The sequence below is a fragment of the Rheinheimera faecalis genome (genome assembly GCF_021290965.1).
GTDB classification, from domain to species: Bacteria; Pseudomonadota; Gammaproteobacteria; order Enterobacterales; family Alteromonadaceae; genus Pararheinheimera; species Pararheinheimera faecalis.
The window spans coordinates 152,524-177,335 of the sequence record NZ_JAJOYT010000005.1; the positions used below are offsets into that span (position 1 = coordinate 152,524).

Genomic DNA, 24,812 nt, shown 5'->3' on the forward strand with positions numbered 1-24,812 from the left:
AAAATGGGGTCAGACCCCATTTAACTAAACATAATTAATTTACCCCGAAGTGAAGCCGCAGCCAGGCGAAAAAGCTCAACAACGCTGCGGTTCCAAGTACGCAGGGGAACCAAACAAATTGGAGTAATAAAGAGATGCCAAAGCTTAGATCCGCTACTACCACTGAAGGCCGCAATATGGCGGGAGCCCGTGCTTTATGGCGTGCCACAGGGGTAAAAGATACCGACTTTGGCAAACCTATTATTGCCGTAGTGAACTCCTTCACCCAGTTTGTGCCTGGCCATGTGCATTTACGCGATTTAGGCAAACTGGTGGCTGAAGCTATTGAAGAAGCGGGTGGTATCGCCAAAGAATTTAATACCATCGCCATAGACGACGGCATCGCCATGGGCCACGGCGGTATGTTGTATAGCCTGCCGTCCCGCGAAATCATTGCCGATTCGGTGGAATATATGGTCAACGGCCACTGCGCCGACGCTATGGTCTGTATTTCCAACTGCGACAAAATCACCCCAGGCATGTTAATGGCGGCCCTTCGCTTAAATATCCCGGCCATTTTTGTTTCTGGTGGCCCTATGGAAGCAGGCAAAACCAAACTGTCGGACCAAATTATCAAGCTGGATTTAGTCGACGCTATGGTGTCGGCCGCTAACCCGAACGTCAGCGATGAAGACAGCGAAAAAATTGAACGTAGCGCCTGCCCAACCTGTGGCTCTTGCTCTGGTATGTTTACCGCCAACTCAATGAACTGTTTGGTTGAAGCTTTAGGTTTAGGCCAACCTGGCAATGGCTCTATGCTGGCGACTCACAGTGACCGTAAAGCGCTGTTTATCAGTGCTGGTGAGCGCATTATGGACTTATGCAACCGCTGGTATAAAAACAACGACGCCAGCGCTTTGCCACGTAATATCGCCAATAAAACCGCCTTCGAAAACGCCATGATGCTGGATATCGCCATGGGTGGTTCTACCAATACAGTGCTGCATTTACTGGCCGCCGCTATTGAAGCCGAAGTCGATTTTGGCATGAACGACATCGACCGTTTGTCGCGCATAGTGCCGCATTTATCCAAAGTGGCACCGAGCACTCAGAAATACCATATGGAAGACGTACACCGCGCCGGTGGTGTGATTGCGATATTAGGCGAGCTGCTGCGCGCCGGTTTATTAAACCCCGACACGCCTCATGTCGCAGGCAGCTCTTTAGGTGATGTGATCAACCGCTTTGATATCACCTTAACCAAAGATCAACAGGTGCTGGATTTCTTCCGTGCTGGCCCTGCTGGTATCCGCACCACTAAAGCCTTTTCGCAAAGCTGCCGTTACCCAACATTGGACGACGACCGCGCTGAAGGTTGTATCCGCAGCAAAGAAAACGCCTATTCACAAGACGGCGGTTTGGCTGTGCTGTACGGCAACATAGCGCCAAACGGCTGTATTGTTAAAACCGCTGGTGTGGAAAAAGAAAACCTGGTGTTTAACGGCCGCGCCCGTATTTTCGAAAGCCAGGACAGCTCAGTTGAAGCCATTCTGGCAGGAAAGATTGTTGCAGGCGACGTAGTGATCATTCGCTACGAAGGGCCAAAAGGCGGCCCTGGTATGCAGGAAATGTTGTATCCAACCAGCTACTTAAAGTCTATGGGCTTAGGCAAAGCCTGCGCCTTAATCACAGACGGCCGTTTCTCGGGTGGTACTTCGGGTTTATCTATAGGTCATGTATCACCAGAAGCCGCCAGCGGCGGCGCTATTGGCCTGGTTGAAGAAGGCGACGCCATTGCCATTGATATTCCAAACCGCAGCATCGCTATTGGTGTGAGTGACACCGTATTAGCAGAGCGCCGCGCCGCTATGGAAGCCAAAGGCAAACTGGCCTGGAAACCTGTTGACCGCGTGCGTTCCGTCAGCCCGGCGTTAAAAGCCTACGCTATGCTGGCAAGCAGTGCCGATAAAGGCGCAGTACGTGATCTGAGTAAATTGGAAGACCTATGAGTGCTGTGCAACATCCTGTAAAAGACGCTGTTAAAGAGCAAGGCAAAACTGCATCCGACTGGCAGCGCCCTGCACCAAACCCAGGCCTGATGCAGCAGTATTTGCGGGAAATTTTATTGTCGCCCGTGTATCAGGCCGCGATAGAAACTCCGCTGCAGGCTATGCCAAAACTCAGCCAGCGTATTGGTCAGCATGTGCTGTTAAAACGTGAAGATATGCAGCCTGTGTATTCCTTTAAGCTGCGTGGCGCTTTTCATAAATTGCATAAAGTGCGCGAGCAGAACCCAGGTGGAAACGTCGTTTGTGCATCGGCCGGCAATCATGCTCAGGGCGTGGCTTTATCCGCCAGCAAACTGGGCCTGAACGCCACTATTGTGATGCCTATCACCACACCGGAAATTAAAGTAGCAGCAGTTAAAGCCCTTGGCGGCAAAGTGCTGCTGCACGGCACCGCCTTTGACGAAGCCAATAAGTTCGCCATTGAGTTATCCCAGACGCAGGGCGCCACTTATATTCCACCTTTTGACGATGCCGACGTCATCGCAGGTCAGGGCACAGTCGCCAAAGAACTATTAAGCCAACATAACAAACTGGACGCGGTCTTTATTCCGGTCGGCGGCGGTGGCTTATTGGCCGGTATGGCGGTGTATATCAAAGCCGTGATGCCGGGCGTCAAAGTAATAGGCGTAGAGCCAGACGACGCCGCCTGCTTAAAAGCAGCAATGGACGCGGGCGAACCTGTCACTTTAGACAGAGTAGGGCTATTTGCCGACGGTGTGGCGGTAAAACGTATAGGCAACGAGACCTTCAAACTGGCGCATTTATACTGCGACGATGTGATCACAGTCTCCAGCGACGAAATTTGTGCCGCCATCAAAGATATCTTTGACGACCTGCGAGCCGTAGCAGAACCTGCTGGTGCTTTGGCTTTAGCTGGCCTGAAAAAATATGCTGCAACCGCTACTCAAACTGAAAACCTCAGCGCAGTGCTGAGTGGCGCTAACCTGAACTTCGACACCTTACGTTATGTGTCGGAGCGCTGCGAACTGGGCGAGAAAAAAGAAGCGGTCTTTGCAGTCACTATTCCGGAAGAAAAAGGCAGCTTCCGCCGTTTCTGCCAAACCTTAGGCGGCCGCGCCATCACCGAATTTAACTACCGCTACGCCAGCGACAACAAAGCCCATATTTTTGTTGGCATCAAACTACGCCACGGCGCAGAAGAACTGCAACAGGTGAATCAAGCCTTATCAGCAGCAGGCTACGACTATCAGGACTTATCCGACGACGAACTGGCCAAACTACACGTACGCCATATGGTCGGCGGTATGCCACCACGTTTAGTGCAAGAGCAGGTCTATCAGTTCAACTTCCCGGAATACCCAGGCGCGCTAATGAACTTCCTCAACACCCTAGGCGAAAAATGGAATATCACCTTATTCCACTACCGCAACCACGGCGCTGCGACTGGTGATGTATTGGCAGGGTTTGAGATTGCTGATCATACGGAAATTGCTGAACATTTAGATACTTTGGGTTATGAGTATCGGCTGGTGACCAGCAATGGGGCTTATAAAGTGTTTTTGACGGCGGGGTGAAGATCGGGCTATTGTTCGATTAATGGGCTTCAGGCAACTATAGAACTGCTGATTCTATTCCTCGTTGCAAGTCGACCACACAGGAGCTAATTAACGCTTAGAACTGCGTTAATTAGCTGTCCATTTAATATGTATTCTTGGTGGAGTCGATTCATTTTGAACATGATCGAAACGGCTATCTGAAAGGCGATAGATCAATTTGCCATCTTTGCAAAGTCTTGGCTCGACGCTCTGCTGTATCTTGACTTAAGGTTTTGCATGTCTCAATTAAAAACTGTGTTGCAGTATTGGGATCCAGCTCAGATATCTTAGTTACACCTGCCCACTTAAGCCAAGCCCAACCGCAAGCACTGCTTTCAAACCGTATCGCTGTTACCTTCATCCTTTGACTGTGATCTAATGCGATAAACTGATAACCAACAGAATTTATTGCATTAGAACTCGAAAGTAATCCTAACACTCTTGCTGCATGAAGGTAATATGCGACTTGCCGTTCAGTTGTTAACCCTAATGACTCAGGAGTGACAAAATCACCTTTACTTTTGATTTCTATAATAGAAAAAACTTTGTGTAGGTCATTTGCTTGTGGGACATCTAGGCTTGATACATAGCTTGCCGACGCAGCCTTCAATATAGCTAGAGTTTCGTTTGCCTTTTCTTCCGTTATATTTAGTTCTGCTTCAAATTTGTTTTCGAGGCCAAACTGTATTTTCACTTTTCCGTCAACGATTTCTTCCAGGAATCGTTCTGCAGCAGATATGTCAATATTTAGAGATACGAGATCTTCATATGGTGCTGACGAGTTATTAAGAATATTGAATATAGTCTTTATGACAGGCAGGCATTGCTCTATCTGAGGTGATCTTAGCCTAAGAATAAATGAGCCGGTTCTCGCATCAATAGGCGTTATATATTTTCCAGATATATCCAAACTTCTCAATACAGAATTATATAGTTGAGAAAATGCGTCTGATACCTTGCCTACAGTACTTAGCTTGGGTTTTTCTCTATTTTGTTGACTTTTTATGTACAGTTCAGAAGTTTGTTGTGCTTCTATCTGGTGAGTGACAACTCTTTTTCCGTCAATAAAATAATCATGAGGTGGTAATATATCCTCTGTCATTTTTACTAATGGAACTTCATTGAGTTCAGATGACAAAGAGCTATCGAAAAAAGTTTTGACTCTAAAAATATAATCACTTGGATATGTATAAATATCGCGTAGTTTTATTTTTGATAATTCAAGCTCTATGAGTCGATCTTGGTCGATAGATGAATACAACCATTCATCGTATTCATCAGTTGAATCTATCCAAAAAGATATGAAATGGTTACCTGTCCCATTTACCGCAAGAAATAACTTTGGTCCGTCATAAAACTCATAAACTGACTTTATCGTCAGTTTTCCGAAGTATGGAGTGTTAGGCAATATGCTCATTTATGACTCCATGACCACAAAAACCATCTGTGGTAGGGCACTTAATTTATACCAGACAGTGAAATGGCTTGGTTCAAAAGTTTGTTTCATTTTTCCTAGCTCAGGGAACAACTCGCCCTTGGCAATATGCTTGTTTCTTAACTTTGGGAACAATCTCTTTTTTCTCTTAATATCATCTAATTGAGCAAAGTGAGATGTTCCGCAAGCATTGATAAATTCTGACTCTGATGTGTATTTCCTTTTCGCAAACTCTTCGCAAGTAGACTTAAAGTCTGATCTTTCTGGTGGGTTGTTATCAACCAGTCGAAAAGATAAACCTGAGGCGGGGGTTGCATCTACAGGAGGTGTGTTATCAGGAAAGTAATCAGGCCATTCACTCATCTAAGTCATCCATTTACCTATATTGAATACCATCTTTATATCAAATCAAACTTGATTACACAACGAGTTCAGTCTATCCAAAGTTATGCGCAGTGAGTCTTCTGAAATATCATTTCCATAGAAGTTTCTTGATAATGATAATGCGGATACCCCTACCGAACCTGAACCCATGAACGGATCACAAACTACCTCGTTTTCCTGCGTGCTCTGCTTGATAAGTATATCCATCAACGCTACGGGCTTTTCAGTCGGATAACCATTATAGACTCTAGGTACCTCTAAGATATCTGGTACACCCAAGTTATTCAGTTTTCTTTTACCTTTCTCGAAAAAAAGAACGAACTCATATCTGGACCTATAGTGATACCCCATCCCTATTCTTTTTTTATCCCATATGATGGGCTTCCAAAATTTAAATCCGCATTTTTCTGCTAGGGGTTTTGCAAAGAAAGCAGTCTCTTGATCACATAAAAGATAAAAATGAGAGTTTTTTCTTAGTACTCGGTAAATTTCAGAAAACAATTCTTCAAATCTTGAGTTTGGGAATATTTGAAACCACTGATTACTTGAGCTTTTACTTTCCTTTAACCTTGTTGTTGTCCCTATCTTTCTGTGCTTTTCTAAAGATTCATATGCGGGATCAGTTATAACCAGATCGACACTATCACTATCCAGTGATTTTAAAAAATCAACAGCATCATTTTGGCTAATTATGAGGTCTTTTGATGAGTCTTTATTTATCAAAGTTATAGCCATTCACTGTATAAGAATACAGCATTTTATAGGTAAATTGATCCTAGGGCAATTAGTTAATAAGAACAAAGCAAAATCTGTTTCAGGTCTTACCCTATGCCCATGCTATAAAGCAACTCCATCCGTCACTTTGACTAATTCTTTAAAAAACTTAATAGCCTTTTGTACTTCGTCTCGTTTGACTAAAAGCGAGACCTTGGCGTCGATATTATTGTCACTCTAAACAACCTAAGCCCGCTTTAAAGTGACTCATTTTTCAGAGCCTGATTTTCTGCTTCGCATGCTTTGCTGTTCGTGAAGGTATATTCCAAAGAGATAGTACCCGTCTCCGTGTCTTCGGCGTTTGCTGCAATAGCAACTGAGCTAATATCATTGGGGAGTTTCAGGCTTTCCTTACTGTCCCAAGTTGTGATGAAATATCGTTCATTCTTAGCCAGCCCATTCATCCAGTCTTTTGGAGCATTCCAAATGCTGCCGGGCAACAGTAGGTCGGTTTTAACGCCTTTGCCGTATTTGTCGCTAAGTACTTTCTCCAGTTCGTTAAACTTTGATTTGAGAAAGTAACCCATCGAATCTGTTGGAATATCTTTGCTAATAGCCTTAACCCAACATAAACCTGAGTTTTTGCCAAATTCCAATACGTATTGTTCGAAGTCTTCGTGTGGGCTAGGTACCGGGTCAACAAAAAATTTACCCGTAACCACTTTAGTTAGTGTTGTACCAAAAGCCTCTTCTGGTATGCCCATGCTGAGTCCAAAAGGCCCGTCGGAAGCAGGGACCAGAGAGATGGCTGATGGCTCTGAGTGCTCAGCTTTAGTCGAAGTGGTGTCAGACGACTTAACGTTAGTGCCCAGATCATTGATATACAGTCCATATTTCGCCAACGACTTGCGGTATTCCAGCATAGTGATAGCGTTTTCTTGTGTTGCAACATTGGCTTGTTTCAGCGCAAACAAAAGACCAGCTGAATATTGGGCTGCTTCCTCTTTCGCATTTTTTAATTTGCCTGCTGCAATGTTGAGATCTTCATCAATGCTGTCCACCAATGTCTGGTCTATTTCTGAAACTATTGGTTTGATTGTAAAGTCAGCCCCAGTTTCAAGGCTGGCTATTCTTTGGACAAATAGCTCTTTGTTTAATTTGAGTACTTCTAACCTCTGGTTTTTCAGAGTTCCAATTAAACCGCCTTTGCCAAGACTTTGGTCTTGCTCCAGAGCGGACAGGTCGGATTCGATCCTGCTTAACTCAGATTTGAGAGCTTCAACAGTTTTAAGCTCTTCCTCAGATAGCTGTTTATCGAAAAAACAACCGGCTAATAAAGTGCTACATAACAGAACTGTGGATAGCTTCAGCTTCATTCCTTTGATCATGGGTTTACCGTGGTTGTCCATTGTTAAATAGTGAGTGCTGGAGCTGGTTGTGTTGCGGCCTTGTCAGTCACTCTGACCAGCTCTTTAAAAAAGTGCATGGCTTTATCCAGCTCTTCCCGTTTGACTAAATGCGGAGTTTTTGGGTCATCGTTTTGGCGGCCATGGTGTACTACATCGCCGCGTTTGCTCAACCAGGCGTTAAGTTGCATACGGGCATCTTCAGGTTCCACATTATTCCAGTGCCAAAACTCTGTTAAGTTACGCTGCAAATAGTCCTCGCTCAGATGTTTTACCTTGTCTGAGGTAGGGTTATGTAGTTGATTAATTTCTTTATGTAACTTTTTCAGAATGAAATCGCCTGCATAACTACCTTGTATGCCACAGATCTTTTTCTCTACCAATTCCAGCAGAAGGGATTCGATATAAGTTTCCCATGCCGTCAGCGTCATAATAAGCGCAGCACGTTTTAAAACTTCATTGGGTTGTCGTTCTTGCTGAGGTAGTTTATCGAACAGCACAAGCAAGCGCTCGGCGTCGGCGATAGCGGTTTCAAAAGCTTGATAGGAGGTTGATGCCATGACGTCCTTTCCCGGCAACTGCAGCCATCTTTAGTGGCTTGAATAGAACCAAATTAGAACAACTGAAACCAAAGCACAAGATCTTTTTCGGGACGTACGGTGAATGTCATATCGTTGATATGGATGCGGTGGTTTGGATAGTATTTTGTCGATAACTGCCTATAAAGGTTTAGCTTGTGCCAATACTACAGATCTGAACTTTTCTGGCAAAGCATTGGGTGTCAGTACATCCACCTAAACTTTAAGCAGTTTCAGCAGTTTGTGGCGGATAGCACCAATGTCCAGCATGGTCATTTCTGGTGTTGGGTCGACCAGTAGATCCAAATCGCTTTGTTCTGTGTCTGTACCTTGCAGCACAGAACCAAAGACCCGGACATTGAGGGCATGATGCACTGCGATGATCTTAAGGATCTCTTCACGGTGCACAGCTAAAGCATCTGAAGGTTTCATATCAATTCCATCCCCTTTCAACGAAACCCATCAAAGCTAAAAATCTGCTCTACCGGTACTTCGAAGTAACGTGCCATTTGCAGCGCTATCACGACCGAGGGTGTAAAACGGCCGGTTTCTACTGTGCTGATGGTTTTACGGGATACACCAATGGCGTCGGCCAGTTGCTGCTGCGACAGCCCTCTGGCCGCGCGCAGCTCCGCAATTCTGTTGTACAGCGTTTGCTCTTCCATCAATTGGTTTCCTGCGCAGCTTCGTCTTGCTCTTCCATCAATTGGTTTCCTGCGCAGCTTCGTCTTGCTCATCCAGCACTGTGCGCAAACTCAGATAAAAGCTGATGGACCCGACAAAGATCGTCAGTAATAAAAAGGGCTGGAATGCAAGCCACTGCGGGTCACCGTTTTTGTTGATTAAGTGGGTTATGACATAACCCGAAAACGCCACCACTATGGTTAAGTTGTATGCCAGCGTAGTAGCGCGCTGAAAACGGCTGCGTAAATACTCGTCCTGAAAATCACCGCAGATCTCGCGGATTTTCCAGCCGTACGACAGCAGCTTAGGTTGTTTGGTCACTTTGACCAGAAAATAAATCACCGAAAACAACACGCCAAAGCCAAAAGCATCACTCACTGCTTTTAGTTCAAACCAAAACAAACTGATGTCTCTTAACAATTGAAAGCCTGTCAGCAGCGCAAAAAACAGTGCGCCGAAGATTGCCGCTTTGACACAATTTTCCTGATCTTCGATAGTCCATGTAGCCATAATAAGTGTTCCTTTTTTATTAAGTTTAGATACCTTCAGGTATCAATATGGAACCTTAAGGTATCAATGTCAAGTTTTTTTGATACCTTAAGGTTATATTTTTGAGTGATAAGAAAAGAACGCAAATGAAGGGCTGTGGGTTGCGGCAACTAGTGATCAGTTATTCCTGCCCCTAAAGACGATGAGCGCAGAGCAAGAGCTGGAGTGCTTATGTGGTTGTCGTACTTAATTGCTTGGCCAATTCCTGGATCTGATGTCTTTGCTGCTGCAATTCCAGCATCTGCTGGTCTATCTCTGTCAGCTTTTGTTGCAGCATAGGTAATAACAATTGGCAGTCGACCGGATGTTGATCGCTGCTGTGATTCTGGCGTTGCACTGAGCGGATTTGCTTGAGGCTAAAGCCCATTTGCTGAGCTTTTAGGATCACTTCCAGCCGGTTTTTGCTGTCTTCGCTGTAGTAACGGTAACCGCTGTTTTCCCGTAGCGGACTGATCACCCCTTGTTGTTCCAGAAAGCGTAGTTTTGATTCTGATACGTTAAGTAGTTTGGCAAGTTGACCAATGCGATACATCGAATAGACTCCTGCGATAAAAAGTTACTTGCAGGATACTGGCATATGGGGGCTTGACTCTCAACCTAGGTTGAAGCTTTACACTTGCGTTGTACTTGAATTCAGGCGGGCGGGTACAAGACCCGCCCCTACAGTTGAAAAAACAAAACGCAGTGAAAAAGACTAATGCCAGAGAACAGAACCAAGAGGTGTAACTATGTTGTTTGAAGCCACAACCCTGCCAAATGGCGTACAGCTGAAAAACCGGCTGGTGAAAGCCGCTATGGAAGAGAATATGGCCGCGGCCGGGCAAAATCCGTCGGCACAGTTGATTGAGTTGTATCGGCACTGGGCTTTGGGTGGCACAGGCTTATTGATTTCCGGCAATGTGATGATTAGCCGCAAAGCGTTAACAGGGCCTGGTGGTGTGGTGCTGGATGCCAAATCGGATTTAACTTTGTTCCACAGCTGGGCAGAAGCGGGGCAGCAAAACGGCACTAAGCTGATTTTGCAGCTGAATCATCCTGGGCGACAAATGCCAGCGAATCTGGGGCAGCAGGCGATAGCGCCTTCGGCTGTGGCTTTGGATTTAGGCCAGTTCTCAAAGATGTTTGCCAGCCCCAGAGCTATGACGCTGGATGATATCGCCGAATTTAAACAACAGTTTTTGTTGAGTAGCCAGTTGGCGTTGCAGGCCGGTTTTGCCGGAGTGCAAATTCATGCGGCTCATGGTTATTTGCTGAGTCAGTTTTTATCGCCGCTGGTGAATCAGCGCCAGGATCAGTACGGTGGCCCTTTAGAAAACCGTGCCCGCTTATTGCTGGAACTGGTCACTCTGTTACGCCATGAATTGCCTGCCAGTTTTATCATCAGCCTGAAGTTGAACTCGGCTGATTTTCAGCGAGGTGGTTTTTCCACAGAGGATGCGAAACAAGTATTGTTATGGTTCAACCCGCTGGCGCTGGATTTTGTCGAGTTATCAGGCGGTAGCTACGAAGCTCCTGCTATGCAAGGCGATAGTCGCGATGGCTCTACGCTGGCGCGTGAGGCCTACTTTTTAGACTTTGCCAAAGAGCTGCAACAATCTGCGCAAATGCCATTGATGGTGACAGGCGGTATTCACAGGCCTGAAGTGGCAGAGCAGGTGTTGCAAACTGGTGTTGCTTTAGTGGGCATAGCTACAGCTTTGGCTTTGGCGCCGGATTTACCTAACCGTTGGCAACAAGGTGAAGCAATAAGCCCGGTTTTACCTGCCTTTAGTTTTGCCAAAAAACCTCTGCAGTCACTGGCGAAAATGGCTTATACAAGATTGATGTTACGCCGCTTAGGCCGCGCTTTACCCTTCTGGTCTATCCGACGCTGGCCTCTGGCAATGTTAGTGTTGGATCAATTGCGGTTGGTCCGTTTAAGCCGTCGTTATAAACAGCAGATGGGGTTGTGAGATCACCAACAGCGGTTAGTTAAGGTAATAGATGAAGCCAAAAAAGCTACGATCGTAGCTTTTTTGGCTTCATGTTCTGCTGGCGTTTTTAAAAGTAAAAAGCAGGCCTTAAGCCTGCTTTGTCGTATGGGTTGAACTCAGCGAAAAATTAAATCTTAGTCAACCAACCATGTTTATCTTCGGCTTTGCCCCACTGAATATCGTTCAGGGTTTGGCGTAATTTGGCAGTGGTGCTGCCTGGTTCGCCGTTGCCTACTTTGTATTCTTTGCCCTGGTGGATCAGAGTGCCCACTGGCGCTAATACAGCGGCTGTGCCTGATAACGCAGCTTCTGTGCCTGGTTTGGCGGCGCGTTCCAGCAGTTCGTCTACTGTCAGTTCACGTTCGGACACTTTCATGCCTAAGTCACGGGCCAGCGTCAGAATGGTGTCGCGGGTAATGCCGTGCAGGAAAGATGCGTCCAGCGCTTTGGTGATAATTTCGTTGCCATCGATCAGCAAGAAGTTGGCTGCGCCTGTTTCCTGAACGTCGCCATTCGGGCAGAACAACACCTGATCAGCCTGATATTTGGCTTTGGCTTGCATAGTTGGGTGCAAGGCGCTGGCGTAGTTACCACCACTTTTGATCATGCCCATATGAGGCGCGCAGCGGGCATTGTCTTCCATCAGCAGGCGTAAACCACGGCTGCCGCCGGCAAAATAATCGCCAACCGGAGATAACAATACATATAGTAAAGACGTCAGAGTTGGTGTTGCTGCTTTACCAATAGCGGGTTCAGTGCCGATATGAGTAGGGCGGATATACATAGAACCAGGTGGTGTTGGCACATCGGCGGCATAATGGCGCACTACGTCCACAATCATCTGACTCAGCAGTGCTGCGTCGAAGGTAGGTAAAGACAATAATTCAGAGCTTTGTTGCATACGGGCAACGTTTTTATCCATGCGGAAAATAACCACAGAACCATCTTCATGGCGGAATGCCTTTAAGCCTTCAAAACAAGTGCTGGCGTAATGCAACACGTGAGCGCCCGGGTGCAGACTGATGCTGTCGGACGGAACTATTGCGGACTGACCCCAAGCTGTACCATCGAAACGGGCCATTGCCATTTCAGGCATAAATACACTACCAAAAGCTGCCATTTTTTCTTTCCTGCTGATGTTCAAGGGCCAGTGTAGGCTGGCCTGATTAAAATAGGGTGCGCTTTGTTATATGGGTTGGGCTTTATAGCGGCTGTCAGCTTGGTGCTACGCCACGGCCTTGGTCTATCAATTAACCCTGAGAATTATGAACGCCTGTCTATTGTACTCAGGCTTGCTGTTTTCGGCATCAACTAATTGCCCGTTTCATGTTCTGAGTACTGGATATTTAAGGCTTTACTGGGTTTAGTGACTCATAGTTTTGTAACCTGGCAATGTGGCAATCATCTTCACTACCGCACCTTATTGTTATCAGAGCCTTGTTTTTATCCGGAGCTGGCTTTATATCCCGTTCAGGTTTTCTATGGATATATGTATGCAAAGGACAGGCTTGTTTAGGTTTATGCAACTACTGCTAGCGAGCTGTGCTTTGGTCTGGTTGCTGGCTTTTTTGCATCATGCGCCTGAAGTGAAGCTGCAAGGGCCTGCGTATCAGCAACTTTGGACTGTGCCAGCCGATACAGGCGAAGAGCCTTTGTTGCAACAACTTCAGCGCAGCCCGGCCTTATTGTTTTTGCATCAGAAACAACAAGCGGATTACCAGCTGGTGCTGGAATTTGGCAAGCTGGCTTTGGTGTTAATTCCTCTGACTCTCTCTTTATGTTTTCTGCTGTTGCTTTGGTTTATTCGCGCAGGCCCTGGCCGGCGTTTCAGGCTGTCGTTATGGCACGACGCTAATCTGCATAAAAAGCGGCTTTATTATCAGCTTTCACTCAAATGACTGTGTTTATAGGTTTTACAGAACTTTTATCAGTAATTTGAGGTAGTTATGATTTCTTTATTAAAAAGGCAGCGCCTTGCTCTGGTGCTGCTTGTTGCTGTCGTTTTTCCATTTTTTGTTCAGGCAAATACCCCTCTTTCCCCAGCCGAACGTGCGGCCAGTATTGATGGCATTGTTCATATATTGAATCAACAGTATGTATTCCCCGATACAGCGCTAAAGGTCAGCGAGGTTTTGCTGCAGCAAGAGCAAAGTGGGGCTTTAGCTGATATCACCAGTCAGGAGCAGTTTGCTGACAAGGTTGGTGATTTAATGCGTCAATACAGCGGTGATGGCCATTTGAATTTGGCGTTAATAGCTGAACAAGGCGGGGTTTCGCATCGTTTAAAAGAGACGGAAGAGCGCAAAATCAATAACTTTGCCTTTGAGCAGGCGCGTATTCTGCCGGGCAATATTGGGTATCTGAAGCTGCATAAATTCTGGCAGGCCGAAGAAGCGCATAAAGTGGGACATGCCGCTTTGGTGTTTCTAAGCCACAGTGATCATATTATTATTGATCTGCGTGACAGCGGCGGTGGCTCCCCAGAGCTGGTGCAGTATTTGATTAGCCATTTTGTGCCGGAAGGCACCTTGTTATGGGATCTGCTTGACCGTAGCAGCAAAAGTACAGACCAAATACGAAGCCTGGCGGTGCCTGATTCAGAACTGTTAAAAACCAAGCCACTCTATATTCTGCAAAGTGAAGAGTTGGTTAGCGCGGGCGAGGTTTTTAGCTATACGCTGCAACAACTAGGTCGCGCCGTAGTGATTGGCCAGACCAGCGCTGGTCTGGCCCACTACACGGGCGCAGCTCAAGTCAACGACTGGCTTTTTGTGCGTATTCCCATGTTCAGGCCGGTGAACCCAGTCACAGGCACTAACTTTGAAGGCGTTGGTGTGGAGCCGAATATAACAGTTAGCTCAGAAATGGCGTTGTACACGGCTTTGCGGTTGGCGAATAAGGGCAGTTAGAAAATGAAGGGCCTACGGTTCTTTAAGAACAGCAGGCTCTTGTTTGGCTGCGGGCGGCTTACTCGTTAACGATTTCAATCTGAGGTGCATGCTGGCGGAAAAAGTGTCGTACTTGTTGCAGCTCATCCAGCTGAAATATCCACTGATGCCCTTGATTCCATGCCAGTTGTAAAAAAGCCGGCCCCTGAATATCTATACGACCAATCACCACTTTGCGTACTGTATCCGGCAGTGGGTAATCATCTATCCAAATAGTGCCATTTTCTGTTTTGAGCACCTGCATCAGACTGCCTAACTTGTCTTTCGGAAAGCCATTGGTATGCAAAATCGTAATTGTTAAAGAACTTATAGATACTATGCACAGCAGTAAGCTAGAAGCACTCTGTTGTTCGAGGCTGCGATAAATGGAGAGACCAAGGTACAACAGACTGAAGGTAATCAGTGCCACTCTGGCGTTTCTGCTGAGCTGCTTCCAGCCGAGTTTTAGCGATGAGCGGGATGGAGTTTGATTTCTCCAGAGAATTTGGGGTTTTTGCATCATTCTTCCTTGAACTCTTAAATTTTCAGTGTGGCCTTCAGGTTAGCCGGTGCCAGATATAAAACAGATTTCCCTGCTTTAGCTTTGGCCACCACTAATAGATTGGCGTCGACCAGCGCATTTAAATGGCTACGAGCTGTGTTTTCTGTGATATCAAACTGAGTGGCTACTTGTTTGGATGTAAATACTTTACCTGGTTCGTTGACTGCCTCTTTTAGCAACTCTAGCTGCGCAGTTTTTAGTTTTTTAGCCAATGGGCTGCGCTCTATCCAGCTCATAAATTGGTAAAACTCTTGTTTTTTGTTTTTGATATGAAGCTGCAAAGCGTCAACCGCTTTCACCACAGTGTCGGCCTGATTGTAAAGAAAGTAGGTCAGATCCAGCTCGTCGGTTTCGGTATAAATGAATGCAGCATCGTAGTCACTCCTTTTCTCCTGGATCAATTTACTGATCGAGACAAATTCGAACAGCCAGTAACCAGACCTGAGCATGGACCAATAAAACAAGGCTCTGGCAGTTCTGCCGTTACCATCACCAAAAGGGTGAATGTAACCAATCATAAAATGCAGGATGATGGCTTTTACCAGCGGGTGCATAAATTGGTCTGATTGCTGGCCATCACTGTTCTTATTGGCAAATTCACATAGTTTGATAAGCCTCTCTTTTAACGTAGTGAAGCAAGGTGGTTCATGCGCGATTTCGTTGTAACTGTTTCTGACACTAATGTCGTTGGCTGTGCGAAGCTCGCCTGATATTGCATTATTATCAATGGCTTGATAGGTTGCTATCCGATGCAAGTCCAGTAATAAATCTACCGACAAGTCTTCGTGTTTTTTCTCGAAAACTTTTTTCATTAACAGATAGTTATTCACAATCATCTGTTCTGATTTATCTCTGGGCGGTCTGTTAGTCTCCAGCATTTCTTTGGCAACTTTACGTGTAGTTGCAGCGCCTTCTAGCTGAGATGAAGTAATGGCTTCCTCCATCATCAGACTTTTGACTAAATACCGGTCTTTTTCATGTCCGGTGATAAAAGTGGCATCACCTATAACCTGACCACCCCCTGTGATTTTGTCTATGTAATGCAGCTTGGCATACAGTGAATCTGGCACTGAGTAGTTAAATAATTCTGTTTCATTTTTACCTTCCAGTTGCGGGATATATTTGATTGTAGCTTTCCGGGCTAATTTGGTAGCGGCCCAAGCTGTTTGTTCGTTATCGCCTTTTTCGACTTTCCACTTAAATTTGTCCCAATGCAGATAAGCACCAGTAGAGTCTGTTGCTTTGTATTTTTGCATTAGCGGCAACAAAGTATCCGTTGATAATTTAGTCATTAGTTCACTAAAAGGAACTGGAGGTCTAATTCTGGCCATAACTTACCACAAAACAAAATTCTTAAAATTGAGTTTAAACAGATTAGTTTAAATTTCAACGCAAATTTTTAAAATTGAGTTTTCTTAATTTATAAATAGAAAAATTATATTTATCTATTTGTTTTAGATGAATTAATTAGTGTTTTTTTAATTGCGTTTTTAACAGTTTTTCTGAAAAAAATTGCAACTTAACTCAAAACCTGTCTCTTTCCAAAGCGAATTACCATCTTAGCCAAATGCTCAATAAGATGATGCTATGTAGTTCTTCCATGCCTCAATCCGGTGCCGTTTTGCACCAATTCAACGCAAGCTTTTGATAATTGCCTGCACATAAATTAGCCATTACTCAATAAAATCAGCCAGTTAATAAACTGGCATTCTTTGTGCTTTGGTTATCAGCGAGTTTTATCAGTGCGTTAGCTGAAGCGAACGCAACACAATTTGAATTTAAGCGCATAGCTTTGGCTGTGTGCTGGCAACGAAGCCTGGATTCTGACCGCCTTTTTGGTGGTGCAGAGCCGGGCTTTTTTTATGGGCAAAATTTGGCTGTCGAGTCAGCCGCCAAAGGCCTTAAGGACATAACAATGCAGCAGACCAAACAAATTCTGGTGATCGGCAACGGCATGGTGGGACATCATTTTGTTGATCAATTACGTGCCAAAGACCCATTAGCGCAAATTACTGTGCTTTGTGGTGAAGCTCAGCTGGCGTACGACAGGGTGCATTTATCCGGCTATTTCAGCGGCACCAGCGCAGAGCAGTTGGCGTTGACGACAGAAGAAGCTTATCAGGCCGCCAATATTCAGTACCGCTTAAATTGTTGGGTGGAGCAAATTAACCGCGAGCAGCAGCTGGTGGTAACCAGTCAGGGCGGTCAGTTTTATTACGACGAACTGGTGTTGGCAACTGGCTCTTACGCTTTTGTGCCGCCTATTCCTGGTAATGATCAGCCGCATTGTCTGGTGTACCGCACTTTGCAGGATTTAGATGCGATAGCGCAAAGCGCAGCTGTAAGCAAAGTAGGGGTGGTGATAGGTGGCGGTTTGCTTGGACTGGAAGCGGCTAATGCACTGAAACAACTCGGCTTGCAAACTCATGTGGTGGAGTTTGCGCCTCAGCTGATGGCGGTGCAGCTGGATCAGGGCGGCGGCCAGATGTTAAGCCAGAAAATTTCTGAACTGGGTGTGCAGGTGCATACCGGTAAAGCCACGCAAGCCATAGTAGCTGGTGCTGAATGTCGTTATCAGTTGCAGTTTGCTGATGGCGAAAGTTTAGAGACGGACTTAGTGTTGTTTTCTGCTGGCATCCGACCTTATGACCAACTGGCGCGCAGCTGTGGTTTAGCTGTGGGTGAGCGGGGCGGCATAGTCGTTAATGATCAGTGCCAGACCTCTGACCCACATATTTATGCCATAGGTGAATGTGCCTTGTGGCAGCAAAAGATTTTTGGCCTGGTAGCGCCCGGTTATCAGATGGCGCGTGTTGTGGTCAGTCAACTAACAGGGGGCGAGTTGAGTTTTAGCGGCGCTGATATGAGCACCAAGCTGAAACTGCTGGGTGTGGAGGTGGGTTCTATTGGCGATGCCCATGCCAGAACGCCCGGCGCTTTAAGTTATGTGTTTACCGACCCACGTGCTCAAGTCTACAAAAAAATGGTAGTCAGCAAAGACGGTAAAAGGCTTTTGGGTGCTGTGCTGGTGGGCGATACCAGTAACTACGACAGTCTGCTGCAATATGCTTTAAACGATATGCTGCTACCAAAACAACCGGAGCAACTGATTTTACCTGCAGCGTCCGGCGCACCTTTAGCAGCTTTAACTTTACCCAACAGTGCCACCATTTGTTCCTGCCATAACGTGGCCAAGGGCGACATTGTTGCTGCTATGGACTCTGGTAGTTGTGATTTAGCCAGCATCAAAAGCTGCACCAAGGCCAGTACGGGTTGTGGTGGTTGTACTGCTCTGCTCAAATCCGTAGTGGATGACGAGCTGAAAAGCCGTGGTGTGGAGGTGAAAAATCACCTTTGTGAGCACTTTGCTTATTCCCGTCAGGAATTGCTGCATTTAGTCCAGGTGGGCGGTATTAAAACCTTTGCTGAACTGTTAAGCCGCCATGGTCAGGGTTTGGGCTGTGATATTTGTAAGCCGACAGTGGGCTCTATTCTGGCATCAAGCTGGAATGATTATGTGCTGAAAAAGCCTCACGTGGGTTTGCAGGACACCAACGATACCTTCCTCGCCAATATGCAAAAAGACGGTTCTTATTCAGTAGTGCCGCGTATTGCCGGTGGCGAAATTACCGCAGAAAAACTGCTGGTGATAGGTCAGGTGGCTTTGGATTTTAATCTCTATACCAAAATTACCGGTGGTCAGCGGATCGACTTATTTGGCGCTCGTTTAGAGCAGTTGCCTGCCATTTGGCAGCGTTTGGTTGATGCTGGTTTTGAGACAGGTCATGCCTATGGCAAGTCGCTGCGTACCGTCAAATCTTGTGTCGGCAGCACCTGGTGTCGTTATGGCGTACAGGATAGTGTGGGTCAGGCCATAGCTATTGAAAACCGCTACAAAGGTTTACGTGCACCACACAAAATCAAAATGGCGGTGTCGGGTTGTACCCGCGAATGTGCTGAGGCGCAAAGCAAAGACATTGGCATTATTGCCACCGAAAACGGCTGGAACCTGTATGTCTGCGGTAACGGTGGTATGAGACCACGCCACGCCGACTTATTTGCCACCGACCTCGATACCGAAACCTTAATCCGCTACATAGACCGCATTCTGATGTTGTATATCCGCACAGCCGACCGTTTGCAGCGCACTTCCGTCTGGATGGAAAAATTGGATGGTGGTCTGGACTATCTGCGTAAAGTCATCATAGACGACGAGCTGGGAATAGCCGCAGAGCTGGAAAACCAGATGGCAGCCTTAGTGAATACCTATGCCTGTGAATGGAAAGCTACGCTGGAAGATCCACAAGCGCTGAAACGTTTCCGCCAGTTTGTAAACAGCCCGGATGCAGATGAAAACATCGTTTTTGTGGAAGAACGTGCGCAAATCCGCCCTGCCACTGCAGAAGAAAAACGCCAGTGGTTGCAACAAATCCCCATCACAGAGCTGCCTGTAAAGGCTTTAGCAGAGGAGAACTAACATGGCCTGGACTGATATTTGTGCTTTTGAAGATTTAGTCGAAAACAGTGGTATTTGCGCTTTGCTAAACGGCCGTCAGGTCGCGGTGTTTTTGCTGGAGCTGCAAGGCGAGCCGCAGATTTATGCGATAGGAAATTACGATCCTATTGGCGGCGCCAATGTGCTATCGCGTGGCATGGTGGGTTCTATAGGTGAGCAAATAGTAGTGGCTTCACCTTTGTATAAACAGCACTTTGACCTGACCAGTGGCCAGTGCTTAGAGCAACCTGAAGTGGTGATCCCTGTGTATGGGGTGAAACTGCAACAGGGCCGAGTGTGGCTGAATGCGGTAAAACAAGTACAAGAAGCATCAGCTGCTTAGTCGCAGGGTTCAAAGAAATCCACGATAAAGCCAAAGGACAAGGCCGAAAGGCAGACAAGAGTAAAAGGGTGGTAGCAAGATGAGTGTAATCAGTAATTTATTTCGTTCACCACTAGCAGCGCAGTGGCTATCCGGCTGGAACTGGAAAGGTGAAGCTGCACAAACAGAGCAGCGTAAGCCTGAAGGTAAAGGTCAGGTGGTGCTGATTGGTGCAGGGCCTGGTGATCCTGAGCTACTGACCGTCAAAGCCCAGCGTTTATTGCAGCAGGCTGATGTGCTGTTGTTTGACAGTTTAGTGTCGACTGAGCTGTTGGCTATAGCCCCCCGGCGTTGCAAAAAAGTCTTTGTGGGTAAAAGAGCGGGCCGTCATGCCATGCCACAACAAGAGATTAACCAGTTGTTGGTCCAATACGGCCAGCAAGGTGGTTTAGTGGTGCGGTTAAAAGGTGGGGATCCGGCGATCTTTGGCCGGGTATCGGAAGAAGCCGCTGCTTTGCAACAGGCTGGTATCGCCTTTGCGATAGTGCCAGGCGTGACCAGTGCCTGTGCGGCTTCAGCTTATTGTGGTATTCCGCTGACAGCCCGGGGTTGTGCAACTTCAGTGCAGTTTTTAACGGCGCAGTTTGCCGACCCGACCAAACAACCGGACTGGTCTGGTTATCAGTACAGAGCCAATGGCTCTAACCCCACTTTGGTGGTTTATATGGGACTTAACCGCTTGCAGCAATTGTGTGCCGGTTTAGTGTCAGTTGGCTGGCCGGATCATACGCCTATAGCACTGCTGGATCAGGTCAGTACAGCCCAGCAAACCCAGCTGCAGGGCACTTTGGCTGATATCAGTGAGCGTCTGGCAGCTTTTCCACTCTCTGGCCCAACCCTTATTGTGGTGGGCGAGGTGCTGAAGCAGCGGATGAAAGTAGATCTCAGTCTTTTACAACCAATGACAGTAGAAAATTAACTAAGCCGTTAAACCCCATTCGTTTTGCCCTCTGGCTGCTTTAACGCAGTCCGCTGGCGAAGCTTTGCCAAAAATTAACCTCAATAGAAGGGATCCTTATGCGCTATTACTCTTTACCCGCTTTGGCTGTAATGGCCGCTTGTACTTCAGTTTCAGTTTGTGCTGCTGATGTTGCTTCCAGCGCTTTCACTGCACCAGAGCTAAAGATGTTATTCCGTTACCGGTTGGAAGCTGTGGACCAGGATGGCCTTGCCGAAAATGCTTTGGCTAGTACCTTGTTATCGCGTTTTAGCCTGACGCAAAAATTCAGCCATGGCTGGTCAGCAGGCGGCGAATTTGATTATGTGGCGGCTTTAGGGGATAAAAATTACAACGATAGTATGAACGGCAAAACAGCCTATCCGGTGGTGGCAGACCCTGCTGGTGCTGATTTAAATCAGGCTTTTGTGATGTATCAAAGCGACAGCCAGAGCTTAAAAATTGGCCGTCAGCGTATTAACTTAGCCAATGAACGTTTTGTTGGTGGTGTAGGCTGGCGTCAGAACGAACAAACCTTTGATGCATTGCGTTATCAGGCCAGTTTATCTGCTGAACTCAAACTGGATTACAGCTACAGCAGCAAAGTGAACCGGGTGTTTGGCAGTAAAAGCCCACAAGGCGACTGGAGTTCGGATTTACATCTGCTGGATTTACGTTATCAGCCGAACACTAACCATCAGCTCGGCGCTTTTGTTTATCAGATGGAATTTGACGATGCACCTTTAGTGTCAAACCAAACGCTGGGGCTGGATTATCAGTACAGTCAGGCTTTATCCCAAAGCAGTCGTTATATGCTCTATGGCTCTTATGCCCGGCAGCAGGAAGCAGGTGATAACCCCAATTCGTATGACGCAGATTACTGGACTGTGGAAGCCAACCTTTGGCTGGGTGCATGGCAAAGTGGCGTGGGGATAGAAGTATTAGGTTCTGACAATAACTCTGGTAACGCGATTGGTTTTTCGACACCACTCGCAACTTTGCATAAATTTCAGGGCTTTGCTGATAAGTTTCTCACTACACCTGCCAATGGCATTGAAGATAAGTATCTGAAGCTGGGTTATAAACTTGACCAGCTGGAACTGATAGCCTTTTACCACTGGCTGGATGCGGCACAAGGCGACGCTGACTATGGCAAAGAGCTGGATTTACAGCTGAGTTATAACCTGAATGCTCAGCACGCGGTATTGCTGAAATATGCTGATTATCAGGCCAACAGCTTACACACAGACACCAGTAAGTTCTGGTTACAGTGGCTGGCGAAGTATTAAAGCAAGTGAAGTGGCTGTCTGCTTAATTCGCGGCAGCCACTAACCAGAGGATCACTAAGCCCTGCACTACACAAAGGCACTGCCAGAACCAAAGCGGATGCAGTTCAATTAAACTGAGTGGTTTTTGAAATTCGGCATTAGGGTGGCGTAAGTCGTATAAAAACTCCGACAAAGCCTGGTAGCGTTTATTCGGGTCGGGTTGCAGTGCTTTTTCTAAGGTTAAATCCAGCCAGACCGGCAGCTCGCTGTCTTTGCTGAGTACAGATTGATAGCGCAATTTTTTCTGCGCTTTGATACTTTTACCCCGCGCCACTTCAGGACCATAAGGATAACGGCCGGACAGCAACTGGTAAGTTAAAACCGCTAGTGAATATAAATCCGACAGCTCTGTGCCAGCCAGGCCTAAAAAGTACTCAGGTGCTGTATACAAAGCTGTGCCTGGAATATCTCCAGCTACTTCGTCATCGGTCTGTAATCCCGCCAGTCTGGCAGCACCAAAGTCGATAATTTTAACTATGCCTTGAGGGGTCACCATCAGGTTATCGGGTCGGATATCCTGATGCAGAATTTCGCTGCGGTGCAACGCCTGCAGCCCTTTACCCAGCTGTTCAATAATGCCTCGAACTTGTTCCACGGTGGGTTTGGGGTGATCCAGTTGCCACTGTTTTAGCGTCTGGCCTTCGACATAATCAAACAAGGTATAAAGCGCAGTGCGAGGCCTGTTGATGCTGGCCGGACGCACGACATGGTTGCTGTGCACTCTTTTGGCTATCCATTCTTCGCGCATTAGCCGTTCCAGATAATCCGGCTGTTCAGCTAAATCAATGGAGGGGGCTTTTAGTACCAGCAATCGTTCTGTGCCAGTGTCCTGCACCAGATACACATGGCTGCGGCTGCTTTGCTGTAGTGGCCTTATTACCTGTAAGCCATCTAATGTATCACCTGGTTGCAGCAAAGGCGGCAGAGGTAATTGCTGATCCAGGCAAAGAGGTAAATTGTTGTCTGCCGGCAACTGATCAATACGCGCCAATTGCAGCGTAATATTATCTTCGCTGCCTGCAGCTAAAGCGGCTTCAGTCAGTTGCAGGGCCAGCAGCGATAAATCCCGCTGTGTTTCCAGTAACTGAATCAGTGTGGTCTGGGGTAAAACTTCAAATAAACCGTCCGTTGCCAGCAGAAACAGATCCCCTTGTTGCAAAGGAAGGCTGTGATAATCCGCTTCCAGCGCTGCTCCTGCGCCAAGTGCCTGACTTAAAAAGCTGCTGCTGCCACGCCAGACTCTATGGTCCCGCGTCAGTTGTTCCAGTTGCTGATTGCGCAGCAGATAAATCCGGCTGTCACCCACATGCAGCAAATGAGCATGGCGTTGTTTTAGTATTAAGGCACTAAAAGTGCAGACATAACCCTTGTCTGGATCGGATGCAAAAGGGCCATTGCGGCTTTGAGCGTACAACCAGTTATGACTGGCTTTAAGCACTTGCAAGGCGGCATGAGGTACTGACCAGGCATCGCTGGTGCAGTAATAATCATCCAGAAAACTTTTCACTGCTGTTTCACTGGCGATTTGGCTGACGGTGCTGGTGCTGATGCCATCGGCGACCGCCAACACTATGCCTTTACTGCTTAATTCCGGCTCTTTTGGCTGATAAGCACCAAAGCAATCCTGATTGATAGTTTTACGGCCAGCAGTGGAATGCTGGCCTATGGAGACTTGTAACGAGGCTCCAGGCAACATCATCAGGCTTTGGCCAGAGTAGCTACAGGGCTTTCAGCTGTTTTAGCAGTCAGGTTACGTTTTGGTGCCGTTTTATAGTGAGTGCTGTACAGGGTCAAACCGGTAAAGGCTAAACCACCCACCAGATTGCCTAAAGCTGTTGGGATTTCGTTCCAGATCAGATAATCCATCACTGAGAAATCACCACCCATCATCATGGCAAAAGGGAACAAAAACATATTGACCACTGAGTGTTCAAAACCCATAAAAAAGAACAACATAATAGGCATCCACATGGCCATCACTTTGCCGCTGACATGAGTGGAAATCATAGCGCCAACCACGCCCATAGATACCATCCAGTTACACAACATGCCACGCAGGAATATCGTCATCCAGCCTGTGACACCATGTTCGGCATAACCTAAAGTACGGGCTTCACCCACACCAGCCAGTTTTTGTCCAACTGCATCGGGTTCAAGATGAAAACCCATAGTCAGCACAAAAGCCATCATGGCGGCGACTGTTAAGGCTCCAAGGAAGTTACCGGTAAATACCAAACCCCAGTTACGAAGTACACCTTGCACTGTAACGCCTGGTCTTTTGTCCAATAAGGCTAGCGGTGTCAGTACAAAAACACCGGTTAATAAGTCGAACCCCATCAGATACAACATAATAAAACCGACTGGGAACAACATGGAACCTACTAAAAAGGATCCGGTTTGCACAGCTACTGTCACAGCAAATACTGCAGCCAAAGCCAGAATAGCTCCTGCCATATAAGAGCGGATCAGCGTATCCCGGGTGGACATAAAAATTTTGGATTCGCCGGCATCGACCATTTTGGTCACAAATTCGGCTGGAACTAAATAAGCCATAGGTTCACCTTTTCCTGTTGTTGCTGTTGGTTTGTTCAGGTGCTGTTTTTTAAAAAACAAAAAAGGCGTCCGGATCATTCTGTTGCCAGAAGATCGCGGGACGCCTTTGTCCTGAAATTTGTTGCGAGGTGATTACCACCTCTGCCGTTTTAACAGAGCAACTTTGATGCCAGCTGATGCTTTTATATCAATACATTGATTTTGTTTAGTTTTCGTAAAACTGATTTTGGATGACTGCTACAGCAAGGTGCCATTGTTGTGCATTTTCTGCACCGTTACAGGGCAACACTGCTTTGTGCTC

The 24,812-nt window shown here is 46.7% G+C and carries 23 protein-coding genes; 9 read left to right on the plus strand and 14 right to left on the minus strand.

Features of this window, described 5'->3' with window-relative positions; all coding sequences use genetic code 11:
- Window positions 1–134: 134 nt before the first annotated feature.
- Window positions 135–1,988, plus strand: coding sequence for a dihydroxy-acid dehydratase (gene ilvD, locus LSG34_RS10885; protein WP_233009124.1), 1,854 nt, complete (start codon window positions 135–137; stop codon window positions 1,986–1,988).
- An 89-nt stretch (window positions 1,989–2,077) separates the two neighbouring features.
- Window positions 2,078–3,583 carry a threonine ammonia-lyase, biosynthetic gene (gene ilvA / locus LSG34_RS10890; RefSeq protein WP_233009330.1) on the plus strand — a complete coding sequence of 502 codons (1,506 nt, stop codon included), beginning with the start codon at window positions 2,078–2,080 and terminating at the stop codon, window positions 3,581–3,583.
- Between the two features lie 175 nt (window positions 3,584–3,758).
- Here ilvA and LSG34_RS10895 read toward each other — a convergent pair whose 3' ends face one another.
- The 9 genes from LSG34_RS10895 to LSG34_RS10935 all read right to left on the minus strand — a co-directional run bounded on the left by LSG34_RS10895 (window position 3,759) and on the right by LSG34_RS10935 (window position 9,886).
- Window positions 3,759–5,021: a DUF6575 domain-containing protein gene (locus tag LSG34_RS10895; RefSeq protein WP_233009125.1), complete on the minus strand. Its 1,263-nt coding sequence runs from the start codon at window positions 5,019–5,021 to the stop codon at window positions 3,759–3,761.
- A complete protein-coding gene (locus tag LSG34_RS10900; RefSeq protein WP_233009126.1) occupies window positions 5,022–5,402 on the minus strand; it encodes a hypothetical protein in 381 nt (126 codons plus the stop codon). It abuts the gene before it with no gap.
- A gap of 45 nt (window positions 5,403–5,447) precedes the next feature.
- Window positions 5,448–6,146, minus strand: coding sequence for a DNA-methyltransferase (locus LSG34_RS10905; protein WP_233009127.1), 699 nt, complete (start codon window positions 6,144–6,146; stop codon window positions 5,448–5,450).
- A gap of 248 nt (window positions 6,147–6,394) precedes the next feature.
- Complete coding sequence (locus tag LSG34_RS10910) at window positions 6,395–7,525, minus strand: hypothetical protein (RefSeq protein WP_233009128.1); 1,131 nt, start codon at window positions 7,523–7,525, stop codon at window positions 6,395–6,397.
- Window positions 7,526–7,548: 23 nt separating this feature from the next.
- Complete coding sequence (locus LSG34_RS10915) at window positions 7,549–8,103, minus strand: HEPN domain-containing protein (protein ID WP_233009129.1); 555 nt, start codon at window positions 8,101–8,103, stop codon at window positions 7,549–7,551.
- Window positions 8,104–8,337: 234 nt separating this feature from the next.
- Window positions 8,338–8,553 carry a nucleotidyltransferase family protein gene (locus tag LSG34_RS10920; protein ID WP_408636167.1) on the minus strand — a complete coding sequence of 72 codons (216 nt, stop codon included), beginning with the start codon at window positions 8,551–8,553 and terminating at the stop codon, window positions 8,338–8,340.
- Between the two features lie 17 nt (window positions 8,554–8,570).
- A complete protein-coding gene (locus LSG34_RS10925) occupies window positions 8,571–8,786 on the minus strand; it encodes a helix-turn-helix transcriptional regulator (RefSeq protein ID WP_233009130.1) in 216 nt (71 codons plus the stop codon).
- Window positions 8,787–8,823: 37 nt separating this feature from the next.
- Complete coding sequence (locus tag LSG34_RS10930; protein WP_233009131.1) at window positions 8,824–9,315, minus strand: hypothetical protein; 492 nt, start codon at window positions 9,313–9,315, stop codon at window positions 8,824–8,826.
- A gap of 208 nt (window positions 9,316–9,523) precedes the next feature.
- Window positions 9,524–9,886, minus strand: coding sequence for a MerR family transcriptional regulator (locus tag LSG34_RS10935; RefSeq protein ID WP_233009132.1), 363 nt, complete (start codon window positions 9,884–9,886; stop codon window positions 9,524–9,526).
- A 196-nt stretch (window positions 9,887–10,082) separates the two neighbouring features.
- Between LSG34_RS10935 and LSG34_RS10940 the strand changes: the two genes are divergently transcribed.
- The gene (locus LSG34_RS10940; RefSeq protein ID WP_233009133.1) at window positions 10,083–11,306 is read left to right on the plus strand and encodes an NADH:flavin oxidoreductase/NADH oxidase family protein; all 1,224 of its coding nucleotides are present in this window, start codon (window positions 10,083–10,085) and stop codon (window positions 11,304–11,306) included.
- Window positions 11,307–11,454: 148 nt separating this feature from the next.
- Here LSG34_RS10940 and LSG34_RS10945 read toward each other — a convergent pair whose 3' ends face one another.
- Window positions 11,455–12,447: a branched-chain amino acid aminotransferase gene (locus LSG34_RS10945; RefSeq protein WP_233009134.1), complete on the minus strand. Its 993-nt coding sequence runs from the start codon at window positions 12,445–12,447 to the stop codon at window positions 11,455–11,457.
- A gap of 400 nt (window positions 12,448–12,847) precedes the next feature.
- On the opposite strand from LSG34_RS10945, the gene LSG34_RS10950 reads away from it, so the two are divergent.
- Window positions 12,848–13,225, plus strand: a complete 378-nt coding sequence (locus LSG34_RS10950; RefSeq protein WP_233009135.1) for a hypothetical protein — start codon at window positions 12,848–12,850, stop codon at window positions 13,223–13,225.
- Between the two features lie 48 nt (window positions 13,226–13,273).
- Complete coding sequence (locus tag LSG34_RS10955; RefSeq protein WP_233009136.1) at window positions 13,274–14,236, plus strand: S41 family peptidase; 963 nt, start codon at window positions 13,274–13,276, stop codon at window positions 14,234–14,236.
- Window positions 14,237–14,294: 58 nt separating this feature from the next.
- On the opposite strand, the gene LSG34_RS10960 is transcribed toward LSG34_RS10955, so the two are convergent.
- Together LSG34_RS10960 and LSG34_RS10965 are read right to left on the minus strand one after the other, a co-directional pair.
- A complete protein-coding gene (locus tag LSG34_RS10960) occupies window positions 14,295–14,774 on the minus strand; it encodes a hypothetical protein (protein WP_233009137.1) in 480 nt (159 codons plus the stop codon).
- Between the two features lie 17 nt (window positions 14,775–14,791).
- Entirely contained in the window at window positions 14,792–16,108 is a 1,317-nt protein-coding gene (locus tag LSG34_RS10965; RefSeq protein ID WP_233009138.1) for a Fic family protein, read from the minus strand.
- 623 nt (window positions 16,109–16,731) lie between these two features.
- Here LSG34_RS10965 and nirB point away from each other — a divergent pair.
- The 4 genes from nirB to LSG34_RS10985 all read left to right on the plus strand — a co-directional run bounded on the left by nirB (window position 16,732) and on the right by LSG34_RS10985 (window position 21,919).
- Window positions 16,732–19,293 (plus strand): nitrite reductase large subunit NirB, encoded by a 2,562-nt coding sequence (nirB, locus tag LSG34_RS10970; RefSeq protein WP_233009139.1) that lies wholly within the window; start codon window positions 16,732–16,734, stop codon window positions 19,291–19,293.
- Window position 19,294: 1 nt separating this feature from the next.
- On the plus strand, window positions 19,295–19,654 hold the full coding sequence (gene nirD, locus LSG34_RS10975) for a nitrite reductase small subunit NirD (protein ID WP_233009140.1): 360 nt from the start codon (window positions 19,295–19,297) through the stop codon (window positions 19,652–19,654).
- A gap of 79 nt (window positions 19,655–19,733) precedes the next feature.
- On the plus strand, window positions 19,734–20,612 hold the full coding sequence (gene cobA / locus LSG34_RS10980) for a uroporphyrinogen-III C-methyltransferase (RefSeq protein ID WP_233009141.1): 879 nt from the start codon (window positions 19,734–19,736) through the stop codon (window positions 20,610–20,612).
- A 98-nt stretch (window positions 20,613–20,710) separates the two neighbouring features.
- Complete coding sequence (locus LSG34_RS10985) at window positions 20,711–21,919, plus strand: alginate export family protein (protein WP_233009142.1); 1,209 nt, start codon at window positions 20,711–20,713, stop codon at window positions 21,917–21,919.
- 22 nt (window positions 21,920–21,941) lie between these two features.
- Here the strand turns inward: LSG34_RS10985 and LSG34_RS10990 are convergent, their stop codons facing one another.
- Both LSG34_RS10990 and LSG34_RS10995 read right to left on the minus strand, forming a co-directional pair.
- Window positions 21,942–23,657 carry a bifunctional protein-serine/threonine kinase/phosphatase gene (locus LSG34_RS10990; RefSeq protein WP_233009143.1) on the minus strand — a complete coding sequence of 572 codons (1,716 nt, stop codon included), beginning with the start codon at window positions 23,655–23,657 and terminating at the stop codon, window positions 21,942–21,944.
- Entirely contained in the window at window positions 23,657–24,511 is an 855-nt protein-coding gene (locus tag LSG34_RS10995) for a formate/nitrite transporter family protein (protein ID WP_233009144.1), read from the minus strand. Before LSG34_RS10995 ends, LSG34_RS10990 begins: the two co-directional genes overlap by 1 nt.
- Between the last annotated feature and the right edge of the window lie 301 nt (window positions 24,512–24,812).